The sequence below is a fragment of the Oleiphilus messinensis genome, assembly GCF_002162375.1.
In the GTDB taxonomy this organism is placed as follows: Bacteria; Pseudomonadota; Gammaproteobacteria; order Pseudomonadales; family Oleiphilaceae; genus Oleiphilus; species Oleiphilus messinensis.
Genome location: NZ_CP021425.1, coordinates 5,777,112 through 5,802,149, shown reverse-complemented (window position 1 = coordinate 5,802,149; position 25,038 = coordinate 5,777,112). Strand labels below are relative to the sequence as shown.

General features: G+C 48.9%; 28 protein-coding genes. 14 read left to right on the top strand and 14 right to left on the bottom strand.

Going from position 1 to position 25,038, the window contains the following annotated elements:
• Positions 1-2: 2 nt before the first annotated feature.
• Positions 3-635 (bottom strand): TetR/AcrR family transcriptional regulator, encoded by a 633-nt coding sequence (locus OLMES_RS25090; RefSeq protein ID WP_087463776.1) that lies wholly within the window; start codon positions 633-635, stop codon positions 3-5.
• A 266-nt stretch (positions 636-901) separates the two neighbouring features.
• Here OLMES_RS25090 and OLMES_RS25085 point away from each other — a divergent pair, with 266 nt between their 5' ends.
• The 3 genes from OLMES_RS25085 (at position 902) to OLMES_RS25075 (ending at position 4,474) form a co-directional block, all read left to right on the top strand.
• Positions 902-2,422 carry a phytoene desaturase family protein gene (locus OLMES_RS25085; RefSeq protein ID WP_087463775.1) on the top strand — a complete coding sequence of 507 codons (1,521 nt, stop codon included), beginning with the start codon at positions 902-904 and terminating at the stop codon, positions 2,420-2,422.
• Complete coding sequence (locus OLMES_RS25080; protein WP_087463774.1) at positions 2,415-3,629, top strand: FAD-binding oxidoreductase; 1,215 nt, start codon at positions 2,415-2,417, stop codon at positions 3,627-3,629. Before OLMES_RS25085 ends, OLMES_RS25080 begins: the two co-directional genes overlap by 8 nt.
• Before the next feature lie 80 nt (positions 3,630-3,709).
• Complete coding sequence (locus OLMES_RS25075) at positions 3,710-4,474, top strand: SGNH/GDSL hydrolase family protein (RefSeq protein WP_087463773.1); 765 nt, start codon at positions 3,710-3,712, stop codon at positions 4,472-4,474.
• Between the two features lie 6 nt (positions 4,475-4,480).
• Here OLMES_RS25075 and OLMES_RS25070 read toward each other — a convergent pair whose 3' ends face one another.
• Together OLMES_RS25070 and OLMES_RS25065 are read right to left on the bottom strand one after the other, a co-directional pair.
• Positions 4,481-5,341, bottom strand: a complete 861-nt coding sequence (locus tag OLMES_RS25070; protein ID WP_087463772.1) for an N-acyl homoserine lactonase family protein — start codon at positions 5,339-5,341, stop codon at positions 4,481-4,483.
• Between the two features lie 282 nt (positions 5,342-5,623).
• Positions 5,624-6,091 carry a Dps family protein gene (locus tag OLMES_RS25065; protein ID WP_087463771.1) on the bottom strand — a complete coding sequence of 156 codons (468 nt, stop codon included), beginning with the start codon at positions 6,089-6,091 and terminating at the stop codon, positions 5,624-5,626.
• Between the two features lie 284 nt (positions 6,092-6,375).
• Between OLMES_RS25065 and OLMES_RS25060 the strand changes: the two genes are divergently transcribed.
• Positions 6,376-7,644: a PQQ-binding-like beta-propeller repeat protein gene (locus OLMES_RS25060; RefSeq protein WP_087463770.1), complete on the top strand. Its 1,269-nt coding sequence runs from the start codon at positions 6,376-6,378 to the stop codon at positions 7,642-7,644.
• A 23-nt stretch (positions 7,645-7,667) separates the two neighbouring features.
• On the opposite strand, the gene OLMES_RS25055 is transcribed toward OLMES_RS25060, so the two are convergent.
• On the bottom strand, positions 7,668-7,853 hold the full coding sequence (locus tag OLMES_RS25055; RefSeq protein WP_087463769.1) for a hypothetical protein: 186 nt from the start codon (positions 7,851-7,853) through the stop codon (positions 7,668-7,670).
• A 410-nt stretch (positions 7,854-8,263) separates the two neighbouring features.
• Between OLMES_RS25055 and OLMES_RS25050 the strand changes: the two genes are divergently transcribed.
• Positions 8,264-9,049 (top strand): substrate-binding periplasmic protein, encoded by a 786-nt coding sequence (locus OLMES_RS25050; RefSeq protein WP_087463768.1) that lies wholly within the window; start codon positions 8,264-8,266, stop codon positions 9,047-9,049.
• 28 nt (positions 9,050-9,077) lie between these two features.
• Positions 9,078-9,560: a GreA/GreB family elongation factor gene (locus tag OLMES_RS25045; protein ID WP_087463767.1), complete on the top strand. Its 483-nt coding sequence runs from the start codon at positions 9,078-9,080 to the stop codon at positions 9,558-9,560.
• On the opposite strand, the gene OLMES_RS25040 is transcribed toward OLMES_RS25045, so the two are convergent.
• Entirely contained in the window at positions 9,557-10,372 is an 816-nt protein-coding gene (locus OLMES_RS25040) for a M90 family metallopeptidase (RefSeq protein ID WP_232465205.1), read from the bottom strand. The two genes, OLMES_RS25045 and OLMES_RS25040, sit on opposite strands and share 4 nt — an antisense overlap.
• A 153-nt stretch (positions 10,373-10,525) precedes the next feature.
• On the opposite strand from OLMES_RS25040, the gene OLMES_RS25035 reads away from it, so the two are divergent.
• The 3 genes from OLMES_RS25035 to OLMES_RS25025 all read left to right on the top strand — a co-directional run bounded on the left by OLMES_RS25035 (position 10,526) and on the right by OLMES_RS25025 (position 12,891).
• Positions 10,526-10,792, top strand: coding sequence for a hypothetical protein (locus OLMES_RS25035; RefSeq protein ID WP_087463765.1), 267 nt, complete (start codon positions 10,526-10,528; stop codon positions 10,790-10,792).
• 122 nt (positions 10,793-10,914) lie between these two features.
• Positions 10,915-12,540: a methyl-accepting chemotaxis protein gene (locus OLMES_RS25030; protein WP_198343121.1), complete on the top strand. Its 1,626-nt coding sequence runs from the start codon at positions 10,915-10,917 to the stop codon at positions 12,538-12,540.
• Positions 12,541-12,663: 123 nt separating this feature from the next.
• The gene (locus OLMES_RS25025; RefSeq protein WP_087463763.1) at positions 12,664-12,891 is read left to right on the top strand and encodes a hypothetical protein; all 228 of its coding nucleotides are present in this window, start codon (positions 12,664-12,666) and stop codon (positions 12,889-12,891) included.
• A gap of 51 nt (positions 12,892-12,942) precedes the next feature.
• Here OLMES_RS25025 and OLMES_RS25020 read toward each other — a convergent pair whose 3' ends face one another.
• Together OLMES_RS25020 and OLMES_RS25015 are read right to left on the bottom strand one after the other, a co-directional pair.
• Positions 12,943-13,434: a copper chaperone PCu(A)C gene (locus tag OLMES_RS25020; protein ID WP_087463762.1), complete on the bottom strand. Its 492-nt coding sequence runs from the start codon at positions 13,432-13,434 to the stop codon at positions 12,943-12,945.
• 120 nt (positions 13,435-13,554) lie between these two features.
• Positions 13,555-14,475, bottom strand: coding sequence for a hypothetical protein (locus OLMES_RS25015; RefSeq protein ID WP_087463761.1), 921 nt, complete (start codon positions 14,473-14,475; stop codon positions 13,555-13,557).
• 317 nt (positions 14,476-14,792) lie between these two features.
• On the opposite strand from OLMES_RS25015, the gene OLMES_RS25010 reads away from it, so the two are divergent.
• Positions 14,793-15,563 carry an SDR family NAD(P)-dependent oxidoreductase gene (locus tag OLMES_RS25010; RefSeq protein WP_232465204.1) on the top strand — a complete coding sequence of 257 codons (771 nt, stop codon included), beginning with the start codon at positions 14,793-14,795 and terminating at the stop codon, positions 15,561-15,563.
• 8 nt (positions 15,564-15,571) lie between these two features.
• On the opposite strand, the gene glpE is transcribed toward OLMES_RS25010, so the two are convergent.
• The 4 genes from glpE to OLMES_RS24990 form a co-directional block, all read right to left on the bottom strand.
• Positions 15,572-15,868, bottom strand: a complete 297-nt coding sequence (gene glpE, locus OLMES_RS25005) for a thiosulfate sulfurtransferase GlpE (protein ID WP_087463759.1) — start codon at positions 15,866-15,868, stop codon at positions 15,572-15,574.
• 97 nt (positions 15,869-15,965) lie between these two features.
• Positions 15,966-16,364: a gamma-butyrobetaine hydroxylase-like domain-containing protein gene (locus tag OLMES_RS25000; RefSeq protein WP_087463758.1), complete on the bottom strand. Its 399-nt coding sequence runs from the start codon at positions 16,362-16,364 to the stop codon at positions 15,966-15,968.
• Positions 16,365-16,373: 9 nt separating this feature from the next.
• Positions 16,374-17,528, bottom strand: a complete 1,155-nt coding sequence (apbC, locus tag OLMES_RS24995; RefSeq protein ID WP_087463757.1) for an iron-sulfur cluster carrier protein ApbC — start codon at positions 17,526-17,528, stop codon at positions 16,374-16,376.
• Positions 17,529-17,747: 219 nt separating this feature from the next.
• A complete protein-coding gene (locus tag OLMES_RS24990) occupies positions 17,748-18,647 on the bottom strand; it encodes a LysR family transcriptional regulator (protein ID WP_087464668.1) in 900 nt (299 codons plus the stop codon).
• A gap of 112 nt (positions 18,648-18,759) precedes the next feature.
• Between OLMES_RS24990 and OLMES_RS24985 the strand changes: the two genes are divergently transcribed.
• Positions 18,760-19,065 (top strand): putative quinol monooxygenase, encoded by a 306-nt coding sequence (locus tag OLMES_RS24985; protein ID WP_157678585.1) that lies wholly within the window; start codon positions 18,760-18,762, stop codon positions 19,063-19,065.
• Positions 19,066-19,133: 68 nt separating this feature from the next.
• Here the strand turns inward: OLMES_RS24985 and OLMES_RS24980 are convergent, their stop codons facing one another.
• Positions 19,134-21,011, bottom strand: a complete 1,878-nt coding sequence (locus OLMES_RS24980) for an alkaline phosphatase D family protein (RefSeq protein ID WP_232465203.1) — start codon at positions 21,009-21,011, stop codon at positions 19,134-19,136.
• Positions 21,012-21,036: 25 nt separating this feature from the next.
• On the opposite strand from OLMES_RS24980, the gene OLMES_RS24975 reads away from it, so the two are divergent.
• A complete protein-coding gene (locus OLMES_RS24975; protein ID WP_157678583.1) occupies positions 21,037-21,780 on the top strand; it encodes a DUF5677 domain-containing protein in 744 nt (247 codons plus the stop codon).
• Between the two features lie 96 nt (positions 21,781-21,876).
• Positions 21,877-22,635, top strand: coding sequence for a TIGR01458 family HAD-type hydrolase (locus OLMES_RS24970; RefSeq protein WP_087463754.1), 759 nt, complete (start codon positions 21,877-21,879; stop codon positions 22,633-22,635).
• 11 nt (positions 22,636-22,646) lie between these two features.
• On the opposite strand, the gene OLMES_RS24965 is transcribed toward OLMES_RS24970, so the two are convergent.
• Positions 22,647-23,639 carry a ketopantoate reductase family protein gene (locus OLMES_RS24965; RefSeq protein ID WP_087463753.1) on the bottom strand — a complete coding sequence of 331 codons (993 nt, stop codon included), beginning with the start codon at positions 23,637-23,639 and terminating at the stop codon, positions 22,647-22,649.
• Positions 23,640-23,681: 42 nt separating this feature from the next.
• Complete coding sequence (locus OLMES_RS24960; protein ID WP_087463752.1) at positions 23,682-24,467, bottom strand: SDR family NAD(P)-dependent oxidoreductase; 786 nt, start codon at positions 24,465-24,467, stop codon at positions 23,682-23,684.
• A gap of 252 nt (positions 24,468-24,719) precedes the next feature.
• Between OLMES_RS24960 and OLMES_RS24955 the strand changes: the two genes are divergently transcribed.
• The gene (locus OLMES_RS24955) at positions 24,720-25,010 is read left to right on the top strand and encodes an ArsR/SmtB family transcription factor (RefSeq protein ID WP_087463751.1); all 291 of its coding nucleotides are present in this window, start codon (positions 24,720-24,722) and stop codon (positions 25,008-25,010) included.
• Positions 25,011-25,038 lie beyond the last annotated feature (28 nt).

Here is a 25,038-nt window from a genome sequence, read left to right as displayed (position 1 = left end):
GCTTATTTCACATTTTGAAAGTGGGTTTTGAACAAATCTTCAAAACCCTTCAATGTCACATCAACGTAGCGCTCGGTGCTGGTCTCGTCAGGGAAGTTGAGCACACCGTGTATGACAAGTGATGCCAGACCGTGGGTATAAGACCAACCCGCCAGCGCTGCACGGCGGACTTCGGGTGTATCGGGCGCTGCGTGGAGTATTGCGCCGATGATTTTGCGCAGTTCACCAAAAGATTCGTCCCGGGCAATTTGCAGTTCAGGTATCAAATCAGCATTACTGAATTCCGGGCCGAACATCAGTTGATATAAAGCCGGGTTTGTGCGGGCAAAAGTAAAATAGGTCAGACTTGCCTGGCGCAGCTTTTCGCTTGGGTCTGCCAGACTTGCATCATTTGTTTGTAATGCGTAGCCCAGTTCCCGAAACCCCTGTGCAGCAAGGTGGCTGATCAGTTCGATTCGATTGGCATAGTGGTGATAAGCCGCTGCGGAACTCACACCGACCCGTTCTGATACTGCACGCAGTGACAGCTTGAACGGTCCTACCTCTTCCAGCATTTCCCGCGCCGCTGCCAGTAGTTGTGGTGCCAGATTACCGACATGGTATTTGGTTCGGGTTCGTGCTTTTTGTTGTGTCATAGTGTCTGTCAAATAACTGAACGTTGAAGGTCTCAATGAATACCGCTGGAAGTGTATCACAGCATTTTAACTAAACGCTGATAAGATTATCTTGACAGTGTTAAGATGAGTTCTTAGACTGGCTACAACTCGATCAGATGAGAACACTTAAGAAAGCGAAAACGTAAAAGCAAGGTTTTATGTGAGCAATACAGTCACGAATATCTGAATTACACCAACAACATTTTTTTAACCAATCTTATCATTTATAAGATTAGGGGGAATTGATGAGACACTTTGATACCGTAGTTATCGGCGCGGGTAATGCCGGTTTGGCTTCTGCCGCTGCACTTCAGCGTGGTGGTAGCAAAACATTGCTGCTGGAGCGGCACAATATTCCGGGGGGATGCGCCACTTCGTTTGTTCGTGGCGAGTTTGAATTTGAGGTTGCGCTGCATCAGTTAAGCGGACTGGGGACCGAGGAGCGGCCCTTTATTATGCGCAAAATTTTCGATCAACTGGGTGTGATGGACAAAGTTGAGTTTGTTCAGGAACACTCTCTGTACCGCATGATTGTGCCGGGTGAGATTGATGTGAGCTTACCGGCCAGCTGGAGTGGATTGCGTTACACGCTTCAGGATATGTTCCCGGAGGAATCCGAGGCGATAGCATCTTTTCTGCAGCTGTGCGAGAAAATTACGATTGAAGCGTATGTGGGGCTCCCCCAGGCGCGCAAGATGAAAAGCGAAACACTCCTGAAGGCGCAGTGTCCCCACTTTGTGAAGTATGGTTTCAAGTCAGTGCAGGTCGTGCTCGATGAATTTTTCCGTAATGACAAGCTCAAACACATACTCTCCCCGTACTGGACCTATGGCGGGGTTCCACCAAGTATTATGCAGTTTCCAGACCTGGCACAAATGATATACGCCTATGCGGCCTTCAAGCCCTGGCATATTAAGGGGGGGTCTCAAGCCATGTCCAATGCCTTGCTTGAGTCATTTCTGGAGGCGGGCGGTACGGTGCACTTCAACTGTGGTGCCGAGAAAATTCTGACTTCTGGAGGTCGGGTTCATGCTGTCCGGCTGGAATCCGGTGAAACGGTGACTTGTGAAGCCGTTGTCTCGAATGCCAGCCCGATTCTGACTTTCAATGAGCTACTGGATATTGAAACACCCCCTGCTACCGTACACAAAGACTTCAAGTCTCGTCGTATGGGGACTTCCGCGTTTGTTATCTACATGGGGCTGGATTGTACCCCTGAACAGCTGGGTATTACCGATGCTTCAAGTTTTATCTACGAAAGTCTGGATGAGGATGCCATTTTTGAGCGCATGTCGACACTGGAGAGTCCTCTGGGCGGTATGTTGACCTGCTATAACCTGGAAGATTCGGACTTCGCCCCGAAAGGGAAAAGTCAGGTGGTTCTCGTTTGCTTGCAATACGGTGAGAAATGGAAGTCGGTGCCCCCAGAGCAATATGCCGAGACCAAATACGCATTTGCCGAAAAGCTGATTGATCTGGTTGCCAAGGTGTATCCCAAAATCCGGGATCACATCGAAGAAGTCGAAGTGGCGACGCCTTTGACCATGATGCGCTACCTGAATACCCCGGATGGTGCGATTTATGGCTTTCAGCAGACGCCACAGGATTCAAATTTAATGCGTGAGCGACTGGATGCCGTACCCGGTCTTTATATGGCGGGTTCCTGGACCTCCGTGGGCGGATTCCAACCGACCTACATGGCTGGAGAAGCGACTGCGCGAGCGGTATTGAAAAAATTAAAAACCGAGGAGGTTGCGTATGCCTGATACTTTTAATTCTTCTAATACTTTGAATTCTTCTGATACTGTGAATTCGTCAGAACCGTTGAACATTGTTGTGGGTTATCAGGACGCGGTCGATCTCAAAGACCGTCTTGAAGAAAAGGGCAGTGACTTTCTTGACCAGAAGGGCGATGTTTCAGCCACGATCGCTCAGCTGCACCCGAAGCGTTTGCAATTGATCGTGCGGGATATTGTTGAAGAAACCGCGACAACGAAAACGTTTCGCCTGGTGGATCGTGCTGGCCGGAGCCTGCCGCCATTTCAGGCGGGTCAATACATCAATCTGTTCGTCACCATCGATGGTGTTGAGACGGCCAGACCCTACGCCATATCCTCCTCCCCGGAGCAGCGCCACTATTACGACCTGACCGTCAAGCGGGTCAGTGAAGGATTTGTTTCCGGATTTCTGTTGGATAAAGTGGCGGTAGGGCAGTCGTTTTCAAGCACGGGCCCTATGGGAACCTTTCATCATAACCCTGTTTTCCACGGCGAAGATCTTGTGTTCCTGGCTGGGGGCTCTGGTTCCGCCCCGGCAAGAGCGATGATTCTGCACATCTTGCAACAATCCATGCCGCATTCATTCCATATGATATACAGTAACAGCTATGTTGATGATGTAATTTATAAGGATGAACTGGGCGAGCTGGCGGTGCATCATGATCAATTCACCTTGACTGAAGTGATCTCAAGACCACCTGAGGATTACTGTGGGCATCGTGGTCGACTCCAGGCACCATTGATCCGAGCGTTGCTGGGTACTGATCTGAACCGTAAAATGTACTACATTTGTGGGCCGACTCCCTTCAACGAGCATTGCCTGGCTGTGTTAACAGAACTTGGCGTGCCAAAGCGGCGAATTCGAATCGAATGTAACGGGCCACCAAAAGCACCAGACCAGCTGCCGGATTGGCCGGGTGCAGTGGCCATGCAGGACGAGATCACCGTTACGGTTCAAGGACGCGGACAATTCAAGGCAAAAGCCGGAGAACCATTGCTGAACAGCTTGGAACGAAATGGTTACTCGGCAGAAAATGCCTGTCGCTCGGGTGAATGTAGTTTGTGCCGGGTGAAATTGGTTAAAGGAGATGTATTTAATCCTCCCGAAGCCCGTTTGAGGCAATCGGATCGCCAGTTCCGCTGGATATACTCCTGTGTCGCCTTCCCCACAGGCGACATTGAGATCATGTTGTAATCGAACTGCGTTGATATGGGCAAACAGCTTGGATCCTTTACCGGGTTCAAGCGATTCTAGGTGAGTTTGTAGAACTGAGTATGATTAACACGCTGTTGATGGCTGTCCTGGGTCCGGTTTTATTGGGCCAAGGTATCTACACACGCATTAAAACACCGAAACTCGCCGAGCCCGATGGCCCAAGAGCAGGGCAGGCTGGAACGGGGTCTCCCTTGCGGGTTTTAATTTTGGGTGACTCTGCTGCCGCGGGAGTGGGGGTTCAACGCCAGGACGATGCGTTGAGTGGTCATGTGGTCAGAAATCTAAGTTCGGATTTCTGTGTGAGTTGGCAGTTACTGGCGCGATCCGGATTGAATACCGAGGAAGTGCAAACCATGCTGTCTATCGCACTTGAGACAAACTCCCTTGAGTCCAGCACGCTGGCGTCCCCGATGCTGGAGCGTTTTGATGTGGCAGTATTGTCAGTCGGTGTGAATGATGTAACGGGTCGGGCTACAGATCAAGCCTGGCTCGATCAGGTACAATCGCTTCTGGAAACGCTTGAAACCACATTTAACGTTCGTCATGTCGTACTGGCACCGGTTCCGCCCATGCACGCTTTTCCGGCCTTACCGCAGCCGCTGCGTTGGTGGCTTGGGCGTCGGGCTCAGCAGTTTAACGCAGGGCTCACCAGACTGGTAAACAACAATCCCTCCTGTACCCTGCTGCCGGGTGACTTCCCGCTTGATCCATTAATGATGGCTGAAGACGGTTTTCACCCCGGTTTGCCGATTTATCGCCTATGGGGACAGGAAGTGGCAGAAGCCATTAAATGTTGGCATTGTCAAATGCGCATACCTCGCTAGATCCTGTTAACGAATTATATCTGGTGCATGTGGTAATTGAGAATTTTGAACAAAATCATGCTGTATATAAAGTTTGGCTCCCGTTGCGATGAGCAGTGCATTAATCGCTTTCATACTGTCCGCAGTTTGCTTTGGATCATAGTTAAAACCTGGAACCCGGCTGAACTTCCAGTTGGATTGAAAGTGCCATAAATCCCCTGATAGAACGACCGGTCCGGAGGGCAGACGGACAAAGAGAACTTGATGACCCGGTGTGTGCCCCGGTGCAGGAATCAAAATGACCGAGCCATCATTGAAAACATCATGGTGCCCATTCAATTTAATGACTTTGCTGTGAGAGAGTTTTTCATAGGTTTTCGGGTTAAAATTTAGCTGTTTCGCCAGTGGGCCAAATGCGGCGTCATATTCCGCCTCCTGAACCAGCCAAGTCGCCGTTGCAAACGCGTTTGCATTTCCAGCATGGTCGGCATGCATATGTGAAAGGGCCAGGAAATCAATCTCTTCAGGTTTTATACCAAACGACTTGAGCGCTTCTGGAAAAGGTTGCTCTAAAGTCAATTTGATTTTACCTTGGGCCAGCGTTACGCCTTCTGGCTTTGATTTTACAAATTCAGGGATTCCGGTATCCCAGACCATCATTCCATCTTTATGTCGAATCAGATAACAGCTGGCAACCATTTGATGCTTAACATTTACATCGACTCCAGGAGACCAAAGTGAGCGGTCAGGAGAGTTCACTGTGCCACACTTGAAGATGACCAAAGCCTCTACTGTAGCGGGGGACTTTTTATTGTCCGCGAATACCATGCAGTTATTCAATGTAAGGATTAGGGAAAGTGTCGAGATGAGTAAATGACGAATGTCCATGTCACGAATGTCCCACTGTTTGAAAGTCTGGGGTTAGATTGGTGTATTGGACTTAATACGCTATATATAGTTCCCGGTAATCGCTAAATTTGAATCCTTAATAGTGTTGCGTAAGTTACGCCTTATTCGGTGCTAAAACCTCAATCAGTAGCGCTCGATCCCTATTATTCCCCGAAGGATTGAAACCGCTCGCGCCGTTACAGCGCGAGCAGTTGAATCAGCAGGAGTAAATTTCCCCTTTGAGTTCCAGGCGGTATCTGTCCGGGTCTCACTGCAAGGGTTTCACCGCATGGCGCGTAACATCCAGGCCGTTTTTTCGTGAACCCGCATCCGGTCCGAGATCAGCGCTGCGGAGGATTCATCCTGTGCGGATTGTGCGATTCCCAGTACGGTGCGGCAGGTTTTCACCACTTGTTCGTGACTTTGCGTCAGTATCGCAACCATATCGCTGGCCACAGGCACACCCTCTACCTCCCGGATTGACGTCAGCTCCGCCAGGGCTTTGTATGTGCCCGGTGCAGCGACATCCAATGTTCGAATACGTTCGGCAATATCATCAACGGCAACAGCCATTTCCGTGTAATGCTCTTCAAACATCAAGTGCAGTTCCCGAAATTGTGGGCCGGTGACATTCCAATGAAAATTGTGGGTTTGCAAGTAAAGTGTGTAAGTGTCCGCCAACAATTTCTTCAATCCATTGGCGATATTCGTTCGGTCGGTTTGGTTAATACCAATATCAATCGTGGTCATGTCAGCTTGCTCCTGTCATTTTAATCGTTATTTGTTCTGGCTGAATTGTTTAATGATCCCAAGATAAAATTTTTTACGTAAAAGTTAAAATCTATTTATTCTATTTTTATAATCGTTTATATCTATATTTAAAATCGAGGCCCATTTAATTGTGACGGCAGTATTTGCGTAATAGTTAATAGCAGGTTGCCACCATGTAAATGTCACTTAGGTTACAGAAGGCACGTTGCTGCGCTGATATAGTAGTGCCGGTTTGATATATGACATAAATCATCGGAGATAATATGAATAAAATCCGCGCCACATTGCTGCTTCTGGCTGTTTCCACTGTATTCTCTGGATGCAGGACTACGACAGAGTTGCCTCCTGTTGAAAATCCGTTCCCCGTCGAAGTAACACAGGAAACACCGCTGCGAGATGTCGTGGTGGTAGGAAATAATTGGGATGGCACAATTGATATCTTTGATCCGGAAACGTTTCAGGTCATCAAGCGCCTGAACGCCGTTCCAGACCGAGAAGACCGTCTCGATGATATTTATTCCGGTATTGTCCGTCGGATTCAGGCTTCTTTTATCCGTAGTGTTGTGGGAGAAGGCAATGACCAGATGGTCGACGATATGTTTACCTCCAAGGATGGCCGCTATCTCTATATCTCCCGCCCGAGTTTTGCTGATGTGATCGCGTTGGACGTGAACAGCGGTGAAATTTTATGGCGTACTCCGGTCGAGGGGGTTCGGGCAGATCACTCGGCTATTTCCCCGGATGGCAAAATATTTCTGGTTTCCGCGTCAACAGCCCGAAAAGTTCATGCGATTGACACCGCAACCGGTGAGATTGTCGGGGGATTCGAGTCCGGTGATCAGCCCCATGAGAATATTTATTCCAAAGACGGCAAGCGAATTTACCATGCCAGTATCGGAAAAGTGTTCGTTTCATCCCCCTGGCTGGACTGGTTGAAAGGTGATCGCTGGGTTCAGGTGGTTGATGCCCAAACCTATGAAGTGCTCAAGCGCATTAATATGCAGGAGAAGCTTGAGGAAGCCGGAATTGAATGGATTGACCATGCGGTTCGACCGATGGCCATTTCACCGGACGAAAAGTTCGCCTACATGCAGGTTTCCTTTTTCCATGGCTTTTTTGAATATGACCTCGAACTGGACAAAGTGACGCGTAGAGTCGATTTGCCGATACCGGATGAGATACAACGACTGGGGTTTGGTGATTACCAGTTAAATTCGGCCCATCATGGTCTGGCGATTAACCATGAAGGAACGATGTTGTGTGCTGCTGGAACCATGTCGGGTTATGCCGCGATCGTTGATCGGGAGTCGCTGGATTACAAGATCGTTACGCTTTCGGATGATCCATTGGGGTCGAAGCCTTATTGGTCGACAGAAAGTGCAGATGGAAAATACTGTTACGTATCCGTCAGCCAGCAAGACCGTGTCTCTGTGATTTCCTTTGCCGAAGCCAGAGAGATTGCCAGTGTTCCGGTGGGAGATCACCCGCAACGGGTTCGCACAGGCAAATTACGCTTGGCATTATCTCAATAGGTTGTAACCTTGCCGATGGTGGCTTAATTGCGTGAAGCGCTGCCACCGCCGGATTGGCTGGACTCTTCCACGAGTATGGGTACCCGTAGTGCATCATAAGCATCCATTTCCCAGCTTGCTGCAGTGCGTGAGCTGGCTGATTTCGGGTTTACTTTTTGCGTGTGGCTTTTGGCGAGTGAGCCTTGTACTTTGTTGAAAATTTGATTCATGGAAACACCTTTTCACTTTGCAGTGCTTTTGCTCCATTGTGCGTGCACTGATCTTGGCAAGTTTTGGTTTACAGAATTCTTTGAGCAATATCATTGCCAATTGTGTTCATATTTTAATAATCCTTCCTCATAGTATCGTTAGTCGACCCTGGGCTATCGAACGATAATGTCAGATTGTTGATTAGTACTGTATTTCTGGTTTCTTGTTGGTAAATCGTTGCCAATCGAGCCTGAGGTATGATCGGTAGAATTGGGCGAAATCTGGCGGGAAATTTTGCAAAAATGTTGGTTGTCAGTGTTTTTGTGGCAACTTCTGACAATTTTTGTCGCCTGCCGTTGGATCGTCTAAAGGTCGATCCTGAACTATTCTGATATACGATAGATCCAATCATCATGGGGCGCTTTGAGAAGTGAAAGTCAAGTCGTACTTTAGTTTTGCATGGCTGTTTTTGGCGCTTGCAACGAGCGTGCAAGCTGATGACCATGTTCGCTATTCGATCACTGAAATTTCCTGGGAGCCGTACTGGATCATCCAGAATGGTGTCGCCAGCGGGATATTGCATGATGTTATTCTGGAGCTTGATGCACGTATCGAGGCCGAGTTCATTCCGGTCAAACCGTTCTTACCGGTAAAGCGTGCTGATCTGGAGTTTCAAGCAGGACTTATTCAGCTCGACTGTTGCCTGAATCCTGATTGGCGGCCGAGTCCCGCCAATCAGGCTGTTACGCTGTGGTCCGATACGGTACTCACCGTGAATGAGATTCTTATCTTTCCGAAAGGTAAACGTTTCCCCTATCAGACGCTTCACGACCTCAAGGATAAGAAAATTGCGACCATTCTGGGGTACGGCTATGTCGGAGCAGAGTATTTCACCCGGAGTGACAGTAAAGACAATGTCTCGCAGATCCAGAAAATCGCATTTCAGCGTGCCCATGCGGGCATAATTGATGTTAATGAGTTTAACTACATGGTGCGAACCCATGAGGTTGTGCGCGACGTCCGGCCCTTGATTGAAATAGGGCCAATCATTAATCGCTCTGACCTGCGAGTCCGGATACATCAATCCCGTCCTGAATTATTGGGTACGGTGAATGTTGCGCTACGGAAAATACGTGAAGAAGGCGTGATTGACCGCATCATCGCCCGCTATACTGATGAATTTATCCGAACTGAACCGGTTTCCAGGTTACCCTGAATCACAAGCGTTATGAATAACAGGAACCATGAATAAAGAATCAATTATCCTCCAAATTGCTGTGCACCTGCGCAATGAATTGCAAACTGTTACGGATGCGGCAAATGAAGCGCGCAATACCGCAACCCATGAAGAAAGTGTACCTGAAAATAAATACGATACCTTTGCGCTGGAAGCCAGTTATCTGGCTGATGGTTTGTCCCGGCGCGTGGCTGAATTGAAGTCGGCATTGGGGGCTTATGAAAATACACGATTCCCTGATTTTACGGATCGACCGATTGCTATTGGTGCAATGATTCGTGTGGGGGCTCTGGATACGGATGAAACCCGGCTCTACTTCCTTGGTTCTGCAGGGGGTGGAATTAAAGTGGATGCAGAAGGAGAGCTATGTCAGGTATTAACCGCGACGTCTCCGGTGGGGCAGAAACTACTGGGACTGGAGTGTGGAGATGAGTTTCAAATCACATTGGGAGCGGGCCCCATTGAGTGGGAGGTCCTTGATGTCCTCTAGCGATGCCACTCACTTGGATCCACAGCATAAAATTTCTTGAGTTCGTTAAATAACGCTGGGTGTCTGTGTTTAAGTGCATCAGGTTTTTCGAAAAACGTTTCTGTCGCGACTGCAAAAAACTCTGCCGGGTTCGTTGCGCCGTAGTAGTCCAGCACAGTATGCAGGCCACCGGCACTGGCATGTCTCAGCTTTTCGAACTCGTGGGACAGGGTCTGGGCCCAACTTTGATAGCTTGAGTTCGGTCCCAGCAAGGGCGCACCGTTGGCACTACCGGATTCCTGATCGAGCTGGTGGGCAAATTCGTGCAATACGACATTGTGTCCATCCGTAAAATTACGGGAGCCTTTCATGACATCATCCCACGAGAGTATCACTTTTCCTTGAGTCCAGGACTCTCCAGCAAGGCTTCGTTGCAGTTCCTCGACGATGCCATGCTCATTGCTGCCTTTTTGTTTGGCGACATACGCTGCGGGATAGACCAGGATATGCTGCAAGTAATAGTATTCATTTGTGGGGCGATTCAGTAATAACAGACAAGCCTCAGCGGCGATCGTCAATCTTATTTCATCAGTAATCACCAACCCCGCGCACCCATGAAACTGTTTTTTTTGCATGAATCGTTTAATGAGTTGCCGGAGTTGTACTTTCAAGGCAACGGGGAGTTTTTTGTAGATCGGTACGTTTGCATTGATAATGCGTTCCCACTCCATGGGAAACGGCTTGTGCTCGAATCGCTCAGAGCGAAACCGTCTGATTAAATAGTAGGCCAGCAGGGCACTGCAAACGATCAACACGTAGAGGGCAGGGTTCAAATTTTGCACATCCTTGAGGTAGATGATATGCCCGTATCATTGTGCCCGTTGGGCATGAATTCAAGGCACAATCATTGATCATTTTTTTGCTTCAGGAGTACTACATGAGTACGAGCGGAGCACTACAGTAGAGTAGCACTACAGGAGAGTAGCATGGCCTTATCGTTTTTTCGCAAACTGTTTGCATCTGATCCTGCCGTAAAGGCCTGTGTAGACGATGTTATTCAATCGATCCGAAATAACCCGGATGTGAAACCCGATGAGTTAGCAACGGTCTATCAACGCCACGGGCGTACTCAGGCCGATATTGGGGCTGTGACGAAATGTATCCGTCCACGATTGGTTCATACCGGTATCGGGGAAGATGAATGGGACCAAATCATGATCACGGTGCGACAGGCGAAGCTGTATTTGGAATGAATATTTTTATTTGGCAGGTAGTCTTTTTAGATTTTTTTAAATCGAACGTAATGTCACAAAATGATACAGAGGCATCTATACTTAAGTTCACGCAAACCCGAATACCTATTCAGGAGTACTCTATGAATAAGCTATCCATGCGTGGCAAATTTACGCTGCTCATTGCAACGATCTCTGTCATTTTCATCGTATCATTGTTTGTTATTCGTAATGCCGGTGATGAAATAGCGGATAGCTTTAATCGTTTTTATCAGGAAAATTTTACGGCACAACAGAAATTCGAGCGGGTTAAAGCATCTCAAATAGAAATTATGGTGAGCTCCCGCGGTTTGCAAATTGTGTACTTGCTTAAATTTGAGGACCAGGTGCCGGGATTCATCGCTGAACTTGATGAAAATCATCGAATTACACCGGATCTACTGAATGATTTGGAAAAAAGCTATGCCGGGCCAAAGGGCACATTTGATGAGTTGGAACGGTTAACTCAGGATTACCAGAGCAAAAATAAAGCCTTCGTAAAGGCGATGCAGTCATCGGCCGATCATGCTGCCCCCTATCCGATATTTAAAGCGTTTGTTGATTCTTACGATAAGCTCATGGCTTTTTTTGAGCGTTTCAGTCAAGAAGTGGATGAAGCCGCGTTGGAAAGCCAACAGGTAACGCAATCAAATATTCAAACCGCTACGCTCACTTTCTACGTTGCGCTTGTTCTAGCCGTCACTGCGGCTCTCTTGTTGGGAGGGGGGATTTCAGGTCAGATCATCCGCGGGATCAATCAGGTGCGTGAGGATGCAGAAAAACTCTCCAAAGGCGATTTGAGTGGGGTCGCTGAACCTGAAGGTTCAGATGAAATTGCCGATTTAAGACGTTCGATCGCGGGTATTACCGATCACCTTGGAAAAGTGGTTCGGGAGATAATGGAATCCGCTGATGTGGTACATGATAACAGTTCTGCTGTACTGCAGGAAAATAACCGGCTACATGACGTGGCGGGACGTGTCAGTGACAATCTGATGCAGGTGGTCACGGCTATTGAGGAAATGTCGTCAACCGCGAAGGTAATTGCAGAAAATACCAACTCAACCGCAGCAGCCTCGACTGATATTGCGCGGCAGGCCCAAGAGGGTTTGCAATCTTCAGCGCAGGCCATGCAGGCGATAGCGGAAGTGGTCTCTTCACTGGGGGAGACCAGTGAAGTGATCACCCGATTGCGGGAGGAAACCACAAATATCGAAAAAATACTGGATGTTATCCGTGGTATCTCGGAGCAGACCAATCTTCTGGCACTGAACGCGGCGATTGAAGCGGCCCGTGCCGGGGAGCAAGGCCGGGGTTTTGCTGTGGTAGCGGATGAAGTTCGTGGACTGGCACAACGCTCGCAGGAATCGGTGAACGAAATTGAAACCCTGTTGAGCCAGCTCAGTCAGGCCAGTGTGTCTGCGGTGGAGCGGATGACCAGTAGCACAGGTACTGCGGACGTCGCGCGCCAAAAAGTCGAAGAAAACAATGCCATGATCGAAAGCGTAATTACCAACATCGACCAGGTTAATGATCAGTCACAACAGATAGCCACTGCGGCGGAAGAGCAAAGTGCGGTAGTGGAGGATATCAGTCGTAACGTCCACGAGGTGCAGGGATTGACCGACGACTGCACGACGATTGCTGAATCGACAAATCGCTCCAGCCAGAATATGAATGCCGCAAGTGAGAAAGTCAGCGAATTACTCAAGTTTTTCTCTGTTCGTTAAAGCGCTTTATGCTTCTGGAACGAGCATTCTGAGGGCTTTAGCAGTTAACGAAATACTTGACTAAATCTACTTATATACAGTGATTGTTACAGTATTGTTTTCTCATGGATGGAGGTGGTGATTATGGCTGAACTTCTATCGATTGGCGCTGCCGCTTTTCTGCTGGGTGTTTCAGGAAAGCGCTACCCTGCTTTCCGGGCACCCTGCGCTGTAGGGATAGGCTCGTTTAAACCGTTTGACGATGGCGTTCGGCGAACGAAGTCAAATAGTGGACGTAGAGGCAATCTAAGACTGGCCGAGCCAAAAGCTCGACTAACCGTGTCCAATGATGCGTCAAAAAACAAACGTTAGCGGCTTAGGTTGCTTTCTTTGAAAATCGTACCCTAGTGCAGAGTTGTTCACTCAATGGAACGCAGTTGGACTGTCCTCAAGTGATTGTACGGCGACGTTGATCGTAATATTACCTGCTTTTTCAAAGACCAGTGTAACCGGAATATGCGTTTTCGCTTCCAGTCTTTTTTCCAGTTTAATCAACATAATATGAAAGCCTGCGGGCTCCAGTCTCACGGTGCCTTGGGGTGGAATAACCAGTCCCTCTGACAGGTGGTTCATCTCCATCATGCCATCCGCCATTTTATTTTCATGAATTTCTGCGCGTTTGCTCAATGGGGTCGTAACGCTCACAAGCCGGTCAGCGCTTGCGCCGGAATTATTGATGGTGACATATACCGCACCATTCAATCCTGGAAGTGCTGTTTCCCGAGCCCATGGGTGGCTAATCGAGATTTCGCCGAGTGTAAAGCTATGGCTGTAACTGAATGAACTGATGAGCAAGAGTCCGGTGAAAGATAGCAATTTAAAAACAGAGTTACGGTTCAGGGTGTTTGCATTCATTGTAAGTTCAGATTCCGGATCAGCGCTTGCAGCGGTTATGTACGTTTTTCGAAGCGAAGGTATTTTCAAGCCCCATAATCGCAAACAACTCAGATCAGGGCAAGGAGATTGATATTTTGGTCAATCATGACTTTGCGCTTCTTCTCCGGGTGTGTACCAGAATTTACTGTGTTGAAAGCTGGATGCCATATCGAGCAGCGGGTTGTGTAACTCAATTCGCTTGCGCTGATCAAGTTGGGCACGATTGATGTACTCCCGGTAGGTTGATTCCCACAAGTTATGGAATTCCCCGGATTCGATGAGTTTGAGTAGTCCCGTTTCCAGACGATCGGCAAGGTGATAATTGGTCCGATTGGTGAACAAATAATAGGGCCAGGGATAATACAAATATACCGATGGCTCGAGCGCGATTTCCAGTTCCTTGGCCTGTGCCATTGCCAGTTCCGGAAACACTTCAGAGATACCGCGGGGCAGCAGGTCAAATCGGGCGGCATGTAACAGCTCAAAAAGCTTGCCGTAACTGAGTTCCTGGACGTGGATATTATTGTGTCGATAGATGGTGACATCACCCCAACCAATCCCTTGACCAACAAGCATATTATTCAGGTCGCCCTGTGACAGTCGTTCCTGAACGTCTTTCAGTCTATTTTTATTGACCAGGCAGACTCGATAGCTCAGTAGCCCTCGATAGACTGGAATTTTAATGGCACGGAGTTGACGTTCTTTCTTTCTGGAAGTTGAGCTCCAAACCAAATTGATGACATTGCCTTGTTTGACTTCGGACAGGTAGCGCGATTCGCTCATGGCCTGCAATGCCGGACTCAAGGTGTAGCGTCCATACTCGTCTCGAGTAACGTCCAGTGATCTTCTAATTAATTTGAGTAAATAGACAAATCTTTCATCCTGTTCGATTTCCGGGGCGGGATAGATGTAGTCGTATGTAATCGGCTCTTGAGCATTCACTCTGTCGGGGCTCACTGATGCCATTAAAAGTGTCACCAGTGCGAGTATCAGAATGTTAATCGGGGCGCGAAAGTTCATGGAAAACCTTTTGAACTTGAACGTCCCTATTCGAAATGTGAAAGTCGTTAGACAAAGTAATTAAGCTAAGTATAGGTGAGATTGGTGGCCCATGCCTGTCGATAATCGAATTAAATGACCATTGGTCATTTACAATTGGATGGACTCAAGTTATAGTGCTGAATATTGAGAGTTGAACGATTAATAATCAGGTCAGGTCAGGTCAGGTCAGGTCAGGTCAGGTCAGGTCAGGTCAGATTTCGATTCTGGATACGAATAATTAACTTTTATATAAAAACAGATATTTCAATACGCAACGGAATATAAAACGGAGAATTATGATGACAACAACACTGATCACAGGCGCATCTTCAGGTATCGGCAAAGAGTTTGCTAAACAGCTTGCTGCAGCAGGACATAACTTGATTCTGGTTGCCCGCAATCAGGCGGCACTGGAAGCGCAGGCCGAGGAAGCACGCAGCCGGTTTGGTGTACAGGCAGAGGTGATTGTGAGTGATTTGGCGCAACCTGGAGCCGCAGAGAAACTGGCATCAGAGCTGCAAAAGCGTAGTCTGAGTGTTGACTGGCTGGTGAATAATGCCGGTTTTGGTGATCGTGGTCGCTTTGAAGCCCTGGGATTGCAACGACAGTCCGACATGATTCAGGTTAACGTCAATGCGCTGGTCGAATTGACCCATGTGATGCTGCCAAAAATCAAGCAAAGTGCCAATGGTGCCGTGATTAATGTAGCCTCGACAGCTGCCTTCCAGGCGGGGCCGAATATGGCAGTATATTATGCTACCAAAGCGTTTGTGTTGTCGTTTTCCGAGGCCCTGCATGAAGAACTGAAGGCGGACGGCGTGAGCGTGGTTTGTTTGTGTCCCGGCGCCACTGAAACCGGCTTTATACAGGAAGCGAACATGGGGGATACCTTGTTGTTCCGTGCCGGAGCGATGCATGTAACCCCGGTGGTCAGCAAGGCAATTGATGCGGTGGCGAAGAACAAAACCATTGTTATACCCGGCGTTAAAAACAAACTGGGAGCCTGGTCTTCACATGTTGTGCCGCGGGCTGCAACCCGTAAAATCGCAGCTAAACTGCAACAGTAATTCAGTTCTTATTTATCAGGCCAATCGGTATAGCCGCCATCCAGGCTGTAGGCCTCTGTAAAGCCTTGCTGGCTGAAAAAGTCAGCAGCCTGCTGGCTGGAGTTGCCATGGTAACAGCAAACGATCAAGGGGGTTTGTTTGTCTGTGTCGTTCAGAAATTGCTGGACGTTATCATTGTCAATCCGGATTGCGCCGACAATGTGGCCTGCAGCGAAGGATTGCGGATCTCGTATGTCCACAATCGTGACTGACTTTTCGCTCATCAGCTTTTGGCAGTCAGTGGCATTGATGTGTTTGAAAGTCATGGTTACGATCCTGATAGTTGGTCTTGTTTAACGTGGCTTGTTTATAGGGCCTTGTTTATTTCGTTTTGATTATCGCGTATTGATTATCACGTATTGATTATCTAGAGTAGCCCGCCGCGCTGAGGCGATTCAAATAGTCCAGCCATTTTTGTTCGACATGCTCTGCCAGTTCCCACAGATAATTCCAGGTATATACCCCGGTATTATGGCCATCGTCAAAGGTTATGCGTATAGCATAGCTCCCTTGTGGTTCTATCCCCAGAATATTGACATCCTGTTTGTTGAGCTGCAAGGTCGCTTCTCCGGGGCCATGGCCCTGTACTTCTGCCGACGGAGAGTAGACGCGCAAATATTCGCTGCCGAGAGTAACCGGTTCATGTGTTCCGTAACGCAGTTCCAGTACCCGTGAGCGGCGGTGGTAAATGATATCTGTGGGAACACGTTTGCGTTCAATTTTTTTGTGCTGTGACGGGGTGTCAGTCTTTGTCTCGGTCATATGCCTGCATCAGTCATCTACAAAGGAAATATTGGGGAGTGGGGTAACCCAATCCGGCCGGGCGACATTAGCGGCAAGCCGCAAGGCTATATCATGATACTGTTTCGTTATCTCGCTTTCGGGTTCACTGATAACCATGGGCAGACCGCTGTCGGAACGCTCCCGAACCTTGTAATCCAGCGGTAAAGACCCCAGTAACTCTGTGTGCCATTCCCGCGCCAGCATGGTGCCACCATCGGTGCCGAATATGTCATCAGTATAGCCACATGCGGAGCAGCGGTGGGATGCCATGTTTTCGATGACACCCAACACGGGAATATCCACTTTCTGAAACATTTCGATGCCTTTCCGGGCGTCTAGAAGTGCAATATCCTGTGGTGTGGTGACAATAACTGCACCTGCAATGGCGAGGCTCTGGGCCATGGTAATGTGGATATCACCGGTACCGGGAGGCATATCAATGAGTAAATAATCCAGGTCACCCCACAGTGTTTGCAGGATCAACTGTTGTAAAGTTTCACTGGCGACCGGGCCGCGCCACATGAGCGGGGTTTTTTCACTGACCATCACACCCATAGACATCATCTTGATACCGTGTGCGGTTATGGGTGCGTAGTAGCGCATATCCCGTGTGGCGGGTGTTGTTCCTTCAGGGATTCCCAATAATTTAGGTTGACTGGGCCCGTAAAGATCCGCATCCAGAATTGCGACCTGAGCCCCTTCCGCAGCCAGCGCCAGCGCCAGGTTAACCGTTGTGGTTGATTTCCCGACGCCACCTTTTCCGGATGCCACAGCAATAATATTCTTTACTCGGCTCGCCTCTTGTCGCTGCCCCTTGTGTGCAGGAATTTCACTGAAGAATTTGAGTTCGTAGCCGGTCAGTTTAGCGGCGTTCAATGGCGCAGAGTTGGCAAACAAGTCTGCTAAGACTGGGTTGAGGGCAGCATGGATTTTTTGTTGGTGTAGTTTGGCCGGGTAGTTAAGTCTGATGCCGATTTGAACTGTCTGCTGGGATTTGACGATATCAGAAATTGCACCAGCAGCATTCAGGTCTTCACCGAAGTAAGGGTCAATATAGGCACTGGCCAGGGTGCTTCTGATAAGTGCCTCAAGCTCGCCGGTTAAAGGCGTCGGCTTGCCAAAAAGGCGATTCCAAAATGACATGAATAGGTTCCCGCTCACTGAATGCGGCAGGTAAATTACCACTTCAAGATAGGGAGTGCAAAGTGGTCTGTATTTTTGTGGGTTCCTTCAGGGGCTTGAAGCTATCACCCAGGGGCTAGAAGCTATCACCGATAACAAAACGTTCGATCGAACCTTGAGTCGAACGTAGGTTTTGTCGCGTTAAGTCTAAAAAGTGGTACGACGGCGAGTACGCACAATCTAAACGGCTTGAAACCAGTGCTGTTTTGCTAGAAACGTGGTGAGTTCTTCAGCGAACACCCGGGCTCGGGCAGAAATAGCGTTCCGGTAAGGCCACACCAGATAAACGGGGCGGGGCATTCCATACCAATCTGGCAACACGTGTACGAGTTGATCATTTGATTGATCGACTATTGAACTCAATGGCACGAGGGTGATGCCTGCGCCAGAGCGAACCAGATGTAAGGACATTTCCAGATCGTTGGTTAAATGTCGGTGTTTTCCATGTATTGTTATGGACTGGCCGCAATCATTGGTCAATGTCCAGCGTTGCAACGCTGTGGTTCCCACCGTTGGAACCTGTTGGAGCAGTGATTCAGGGTCAGTGCTCCAGTCCAGTTCCGGGTGCGTAGTCCAGTCAGGGTGGGCAACGAGTATGGTTCGGATATCCCCTAACCGTTTCTGAATCAGTGACGAGTCAGGCTGTGGGCCGATGCGTATGGCGATATCCGCCTGTGCATGTTTAATATCGCTAAACTGGTTGTTTAAATCGAGGTTCAGATCGGTATCCGGGAAATGGTGCAACCAATGGTTCCAGAATTCAGCCAAGGGGCCCAAGGCGAAGTTATTGGGGGCCATCACCCGTAACGTACCTTTGAGGCTATTGATGCTTTGATCCAGATTTGCGAGTCGCTCATCAAGCGCGGTAACCAGCTCTTCACATTGACCAAAATAGGCAGCGCCCGCTTGTGTCAGTGTTAAGCCTCGGGGCGAGCGGTGCAACAGGCGTTGTCCCGTATGGGCTTCCAGTCGGTCGATGTGACGGGAGACGGTTGCAACCGTAGTTCCCAGCTGATCGGCAGCACGGGTCAAACTGCCCTCCTGGGTCGTAATCACAAAGGTTTTCAATTCATTGAGCATGTTACGTTTCTGTAATATAGCTTTTAAAATATGGTGTTGTTTTCGAAAACTGTAATACTTTACGCTCGCCATTGAAACCCTGAACACTTAATTTTTTTGAGGAGCCATGGCTATGGGGATGGACAAAGTCGAGCCGTATCATCTTTCTGCACGAATTCAACTCACTGATTTAGAGCGGCTGGAGGAGACTCGTCATGAGTTGAAAAAACTGCAGATCGCCACAGAGGCTGAGCCAAAATGCATTCAATTTCGTATATTCGAGGATGTCAAAGAACCGGGCACTTTTGTACTCTGGGAGAGCTGGATAGGTCGAGAGGGACTGGATGAGCACTATTCAGCAGAGCATACCCGGCGTTATTTCGCTCTAGGCTTAACTGAAATTGTCAGCGTCGATGAGGTGGAAGCTTTGCTTCGTTGATTTTTTAGCCCCCAATGTCATCCTGCGCGCAGGCGTAGGATCCATCGGGGGAATAGATAAGCCGGCTGTTATACCGGCTGTAATCGATGCTCGTTATCACCTGCCTGTGTTTTCAACGTCATACGTCTGCTGGTATCTTCGGATACGAGCTTGGATTTAACGGTTGAAACAAAACGCCATTCGGCAACAGCGTCACTGCGTGTGAAAGTGGTGATTAAAAAGCCGCGCTGGCTCGCATTTAAATATTTGAGGTCATCAATCAAGGTTTCCAGGCCCTGTTCGGTTTGACGAATGACTGCCGGCAAGGGGGGGAGTGAAAGGTATTCTTCCAGGCCTGGACTGCTCACGGAAGCCGTGGCAAATTCGACGCCCACAGTGTCGCCATTGTTGTCCCGTAGCTCACTTCCCCAGGCATTGTGCGTGTCGCCTGCAAGGGTTACCAGATTAATATTGGCCTGTTTGGCTGTTGCGAGAATTACCTCCCGCTCATAAGCGTAGCCATCCCATGCATCCAGATTGTAGGGCAGTACGGTTTCGACCCGGGCTCGTTCGGCATCGGTAACCGTTGGATCACCCAAGAGAATCCGTCCCTTGATCTGGGCGAGTTCCGCGAAAAGAGCGAGTGTGGTGCCGGGGTCGGGATTCGCCAACTGAACGATCAGTTCTGCCGGGATCATCATTTTGCCCATTAAGACTTGCTGACCCAGTACTTGCCAGACGGCGTTGCTGCTCAGCATCGTATTTTGCAGCCAACCCAGTTGTTCGGTTCCCAGAAGGGTTCGCGAAGTACTGCTGACATCGGCAATGAACTGCGGGGCATTGAAGCTGCCAGTGGCCGGATCAAGGTAGTTCCCGTAGTCGAGTTGTTGGACCCGACCAATGATGCGGGTGTCCAGCATGTGTAAATCGACCAGATCCCCGAATTGAAAACTACGGTAAATCGTTTCCTCATCATTTTCCTGAACCGGACGAATTGGCATCCATTCAAAATAGGCCTGCAACGCCTGAATTTTCCGCTGAGAGAAATCGCCTTCACTCTCGTTGTGGTTTTCCGCTCCGTCGCGCCAGGTATCGTTGGCAACTTCATGATCATCCCAGACCACAATGAATGGCACACCTTTGTGTAGCGCCTGAAGATCGCTATCTGTTCGATACAGGGCATAGCGTTTGCGATAGTCCCCGAGCGTTAGCAACTCGCCGCTGTTGTCCGCCGGCAGGGTGCGGCCAAGCGTCTCGGCATCTTCCGTAGCGTAACCGTTGGCACCGTATTCATAAAAGTAATCACCCAAATGGACTACGGCATCCAAATCGCTGTGTTTTGCCGCTTCACCGTAGACATGGAAGTAGCCCGCCGGGTAGTTTGCACAGGAGAAAACAGCCAGTTTGACGCGATCAATCGATCCTTGCGGTAAGGTTTTGGTTTTACCGGTTGCGGAAGTTACGCCATTGGTTTTGAACCGGTAGTAGTATACCGTTCCAGGTTGGAGGTTTTGGACATCCACTTTTACCGTATAATCACGGGCAGAAGTTGTTTCTGTACTGCCATTGTGAAGCAGATTGGTAAAGGCTTCATCGGATGCGACCTCCCAGGAAACGGTCACCGCTGAGTCGGGGTCATCAATCGGTGTCACGCGAGTCCAGATAATGACCCGGTCATTCAGCGGATCACCACTGGCAATTCCGTGATTGAAAGCGACTTTTCGTGTCGTGATCGGATCGTCATCATCGGAACAGCCTTGTAAACCGCTTGATACGATAGCGGCGCCAAGGCCGAGTGCAGAAAGTTTGATAAAATGACGGCGTGTGAGTTGGGTCATACGGGTAGCCTGCTTGAAAGTAGTTTTAACCTGTTCGGTATTTTGGATTTGCTCTTGTTTACCGATTGCGGTTATGTTCAGGTTAACGGATATCATGTTCTTATTAAATAAAAATGACAGGCTAGACATTTTTGGTCAGGCTTCAATTAGCCAAATGAGGGACAGACAGCGCAATGGATTTATGCCTGCGCAGTTTACCCCGTTGCGTATCCTGTCACCCGTCACCCTGAATGGAAATATTTACCGCGTGGAGGATTGTGTGAGTACCCCCCCAAAGCAGAGCAGTTGGGATCAGTTTTTAACCGTTCGTGATGCCAGTCTATCGAAACTGACGCATCGTAATTTGCAGGAGAAATACTGTTTGTTATTACTCGTGCGAATTATGGAGTTATGTCAAGACGCCCAGGAATTGCTTGAGTTGGGGCGTGTGGCATCGATTCCGGTAATTTTGCGCAGTGCCATTGAATCTTATATTGACCTGCAGTTAATGATTGCCTCTGAAGAACACATTGAATTCATGAACAGTTCGTTGAATGAGCGGATGAGTCGGATTTTCAAAGATGTTGACGAGGAAAAATATGAGGAATTCAGAGACAAAATCAGCGTTCCGGATACCTGGCGAAAGAAAATCAAACATAAATTTTACGATGCTGGCAAAAAGGGGCTTTACCAGGGGCTCTATGCTCACCTTTGTCGACATGCCCACGGTAATCTGGAAGCGTTACTTCAGGATCACACCCGGGACAACAAAATTGCGCTTGGGCACACCCCCGAGCCGGCAGTCAGTCAATTTTATGCGCGCCAGATACTGGTAATGGCAGTTGCCTCATTGCGAGATGTACTGGTGCTATTCGGCGCTCAAGCTGAAGATCTGCAAGTGCTCGATGCGCTATTGTAATTCTGATCACTTGGTGTGCTGGTGGAGCTTTTGTCCGCCTTCTATACTCCAGTGTGAGTGAGTCAACATGTCCCTTCTGATACGGGAGAGAGCATCATGATCAAAGCCGTTTTTTTTGATTTAAGTGGCGTATTGTTCGAAGGGAACACGGTGATTCCCGGGGCCGTAGAGACGATCAATCGTCTGGAAAATGATGGCTTGGTGCTCCGGTTCGTCACCAACACCGCGCGCAAGACCCGTAAGAGATTACTCGAAGATCTGGCTCTCATGGGGTTCAATATCCTGCCAGAGCAATTGTTTACTGCGCCTGTCGCAGCGAAAAACTGGTGCCTCAAGCATGAACTCAAGCCGTACTGTCTGGTGCATCCGGATATAAAAAGCGAATTTGCAGATATTCATACCGACTCAGGTAACGCTGTGGTATTGGGGGATGCAGCCCAAGGCCTGAATTATGATAATCTGGACAAGGCTTTCAATATTCTGATCAATGGCGGACATTTGATTGCGATTGGTGATAACCGTTACTTCGACAGTCAGGGGCAATTGCACCTGGATGCCGGCCCTTTCGTCAAAGCCCTGGAATACGCCGCGGGGGTCTCGGCAACGGTAACCGGAAAGCCATCGTCGGCCTTTTTTCAGGAAGTGATCGCCACCACGCCATTTCAGCCAGAAGAAATTCTGATGGTAGGGGATGATGTTTACGGCGATATTCAGGGGGCCCGTCACTCAGGTATGGAAGGCTGGCTGGTCAAAACCGGGAAATACCGTTCCGGCGATGAACTGGCCCTCTCATTCCCCGTGCATACGGGGAATGATGTCCGCGATGTCATCAGGCAACGTTTGCCGATGTTGTGAGTAATTGGCCATCAGTGCGGGGCAAGTGCTGGCTGCAGTCTAAGCAGTTGCTCCATTGCTGGAGTGGAAAGACCGCGATCCTGGGCTAGCAATTGATAGCTTTGGGTAAACAACCGGGTCTGATCCCCAACCTTGGTAAAGTGATATTCCAGATAGGTTTCCAAGTCCAGCGGTACAGCGCCGGGTCCGATTCGAAGCAGTGCCCTGATGGAAAGCGGGGTCACGAGGTAACGCCAGAGCGGGTTTCGTGATCCGCTATCCTGGCTCAGCACCTGAAATGTTTCATGTATGGCGCGGATCACCAGTTTTTGCAGTTCCTTGTCCTCGCGCAGTGCCGCAAGTTTCCAGTTTTTGATTTCCAGTGCAGTGAGAAATATCATGAATGCTGCCGTGGGATACGGTGCGGACTGTGCCAGTTTTTTCTTGTGCACGGCTTTCATACCGGATTGCCTGAATGTCCTGATAACCGATTTAACTTGTGTTGATGGCCCGTCAAACGGGGTTGCCACCAAAGGCGGAAGCCAGAATGCAATTCCGCTCTCGGGTACCTGCTCTGTGCGCAATGGCGCGTTGTAACTGATCAGGGAAATGACACCTTGCACGATTTGAGTCGCAGGCCAATGCGGGCTGACCAGCTGATAATCCTGGGGGCCCGGTTGCAGCAGGACGAGAGTTGTCCCGGGTTTCAGTAATGTCTTTAACCCCGTGAAATCAAACGACCTGAGTGCCGTTGAAGAGATACACAGATAAATTTGATCCCAGGCTCTGTTTTCGCTCTGTGTCGCTGCTTTTGGCCAGTTCGTGACGACTTTATACTGGGTGAACTGGATGGGACGTTTTTTGAGTTTATCCTGTCCGAGATTATACAAGGTTAAACCCGCCTGTAACGCGCACTGGTACTTTTCTTTCACCATGAACGTTACACGGTTACCCGCCTGCGCAAGGCGGTAGCCATAAACCTGGCCCACTGCACCCGCCCCGATAATAAGAATATTCTGCATCATTATGTCTCTATATGTCTCTATCTTCTGACTTTTTATTCTGTCTTAATCTGTCGCCATTTGCCCGAATATTCCCTGGATGGGTCTGGGGAGCAATCGTAGACTGAAAATACCGATTTTATACAGCCAGCCGGGGATGATGACTTGCTGTCGACGGGACAGCGCATTCAGACCTGACTTTGCAACGCTGTCGCTGCTCATCATGGCCAGGTTTCGAATGCCATCGATTTTTTGCCCGGATACGTCCATAAATTCGGTTAATGTGCCACCGGGGCATAGTGTGGTCACGGTAATGCCTTGCCCTTTTAGCTCTTTTGCCAGGGACTCGCCCAGGGTTAAAACATAGGCTTTGGTCGCGGCATAGGTCGCAAACCGGGGAACAGGAAGAAAACCGGCAATTGAGGCGACCAATAGTATTTGGCCAGAGCCTTGTTTCGCCATATCACGGGCGTACAGGTAGGTTAAATCACTCAGGGCAATGATATTCAGGTTGATCATCTGATGATGCTGCGCGTGCTCGGTAGCCAGGAAGTCGCCATGGGTACCCATACCGGCGTTATTGATCAGGATATCGATGGTTAAACCCAGAGCCTGTGTCTGTTCGTAGAGTTGATGAGCCGCCTGTGCCGTGCCGAGATCGATCCCGATGATGGTTGTTTGGATGCCGAATTCAGCTTTTAGATCCTTTGCCAGTGACTGAAGACGTTCTTCCCGGCGTGCAACCAGAATCAGGTTTGCCCCTGACCGGGCGAGCAGTTTTGCGAAAGACGCACCGATCCCGCTGGATGCGCCAGTAATAAGAGCCGTTTTCCCTGAATATTGATTCTTCATTATTCTGTCTTCCACGTTTTTTAAATTGTGTAATGTTGAAGTGAACTTGCCCGTAGGTTGTGTCTTATATTTGTACAATTTGATGGTTGTCAAACTATAGTATAGTTCGATATATGTCAAACTATATAAACGGAATTTCGCGCTATGCTTAGTGCCAAGTCATAATTCCAAGTGTCTTGATTGTATTCAGGCAGCGGATAAGATAGTTTTATCGCTTTCGAACTGATAAGTGAAACGAGTGCAAGAGCTGCGATGAATAACCAGAAAATTGCAAATGCGTTTAAAGCGCTTTCCAATCCAAATCGCTTGAGGATCTATCAGGAAATTGTTGCTGCGCGCTCAAAGCAGGTCGAGTCCTGTGATTTAGGTTGTGGCCTGACGGATTTTATCCAGAAATTGAATATCGGTGCCCCAACGGTATCCCACCATATTAAAGAGCTGGTCAATGCGGACCTCATTACAGTTGAACGCCAAGGGAAATTTATGACCTGCTATCTAAATGACGCCATGCGGGATCGTCTCAAGTTGTTCTTCAGTGAATGATAAATAACCATAATGCTTAAAGGGTGGT

Excerpts from the sequence above, each read along its gene's own strand:
- OLMES_RS25090 (WP_087463776.1), bottom strand. The coding sequence starts at position 635 with ATGACACAACAAAAAGCACGAACCCGAACCAAATACCATGTCGGTAAT.
- OLMES_RS25085 (WP_087463775.1), top strand. The coding sequence starts at position 902 with ATGAGACACTTTGATACCGTAGTTATCGGCGCGGGTAATGCCGGTTTG.
- OLMES_RS25080 (WP_087463774.1), top strand. The coding sequence starts at position 2,415 with ATGCCTGATACTTTTAATTCTTCTAATACTTTGAATTCTTCTGATACT.
- OLMES_RS25075 (WP_087463773.1), top strand. The coding sequence starts at position 3,710 with ATGATTAACACGCTGTTGATGGCTGTCCTGGGTCCGGTTTTATTGGGC.
- OLMES_RS25070 (WP_087463772.1), bottom strand. The coding sequence starts at position 5,341 with ATGGACATTCGTCATTTACTCATCTCGACACTTTCCCTAATCCTTACA.
- OLMES_RS25065 (WP_087463771.1), bottom strand. The coding sequence starts at position 6,091 with ATGACCACGATTGATATTGGTATTAACCAAACCGACCGAACGAATATC.
- OLMES_RS25060 (WP_087463770.1), top strand. The coding sequence starts at position 6,376 with ATGAATAAAATCCGCGCCACATTGCTGCTTCTGGCTGTTTCCACTGTA.
- OLMES_RS25055 (WP_087463769.1), bottom strand. The coding sequence starts at position 7,853 with ATGAATCAAATTTTCAACAAAGTACAAGGCTCACTCGCCAAAAGCCAC.
- OLMES_RS25045 (WP_087463767.1), top strand. The coding sequence starts at position 9,078 with ATGAATAAAGAATCAATTATCCTCCAAATTGCTGTGCACCTGCGCAAT.
- OLMES_RS25035 (WP_087463765.1), top strand. The coding sequence starts at position 10,526 with ATGGCCTTATCGTTTTTTCGCAAACTGTTTGCATCTGATCCTGCCGTA.
- OLMES_RS25030 (WP_198343121.1), top strand. The coding sequence starts at position 10,915 with ATGAATAAGCTATCCATGCGTGGCAAATTTACGCTGCTCATTGCAACG.
- OLMES_RS25025 (WP_087463763.1), top strand. The coding sequence starts at position 12,664 with ATGGCTGAACTTCTATCGATTGGCGCTGCCGCTTTTCTGCTGGGTGTT.
- OLMES_RS25020 (WP_087463762.1), bottom strand. The coding sequence starts at position 13,434 with ATGAATGCAAACACCCTGAACCGTAACTCTGTTTTTAAATTGCTATCT.
- OLMES_RS25015 (WP_087463761.1), bottom strand. The coding sequence starts at position 14,475 with ATGAACTTTCGCGCCCCGATTAACATTCTGATACTCGCACTGGTGACA.
- OLMES_RS25010 (WP_232465204.1), top strand. The coding sequence starts at position 14,793 with ATGATGACAACAACACTGATCACAGGCGCATCTTCAGGTATCGGCAAA.
- glpE (WP_087463759.1), bottom strand. The coding sequence starts at position 15,868 with ATGACTTTCAAACACATCAATGCCACTGACTGCCAAAAGCTGATGAGC.
- OLMES_RS25000 (WP_087463758.1), bottom strand. The coding sequence starts at position 16,364 with ATGACCGAGACAAAGACTGACACCCCGTCACAGCACAAAAAAATTGAA.
- apbC (WP_087463757.1), bottom strand. The coding sequence starts at position 17,528 with ATGTCATTTTGGAATCGCCTTTTTGGCAAGCCGACGCCTTTAACCGGC.
- OLMES_RS24990 (WP_087464668.1), bottom strand. The coding sequence starts at position 18,647 with ATGCTCAATGAATTGAAAACCTTTGTGATTACGACCCAGGAGGGCAGT.
- OLMES_RS24985 (WP_157678585.1), top strand. The coding sequence starts at position 18,760 with ATGGGGATGGACAAAGTCGAGCCGTATCATCTTTCTGCACGAATTCAA.
- OLMES_RS24980 (WP_232465203.1), bottom strand. The coding sequence starts at position 21,011 with ATGTCTAGCCTGTCATTTTTATTTAATAAGAACATGATATCCGTTAAC.
- OLMES_RS24975 (WP_157678583.1), top strand. The coding sequence starts at position 21,037 with ATGAGGGACAGACAGCGCAATGGATTTATGCCTGCGCAGTTTACCCCG.
- OLMES_RS24970 (WP_087463754.1), top strand. The coding sequence starts at position 21,877 with ATGATCAAAGCCGTTTTTTTTGATTTAAGTGGCGTATTGTTCGAAGGG.
- OLMES_RS24965 (WP_087463753.1), bottom strand. The coding sequence starts at position 23,639 with ATGATGCAGAATATTCTTATTATCGGGGCGGGTGCAGTGGGCCAGGTT.
- OLMES_RS24960 (WP_087463752.1), bottom strand. The coding sequence starts at position 24,467 with ATGAAGAATCAATATTCAGGGAAAACGGCTCTTATTACTGGCGCATCC.
- OLMES_RS24955 (WP_087463751.1), top strand. The coding sequence starts at position 24,720 with ATGAATAACCAGAAAATTGCAAATGCGTTTAAAGCGCTTTCCAATCCA.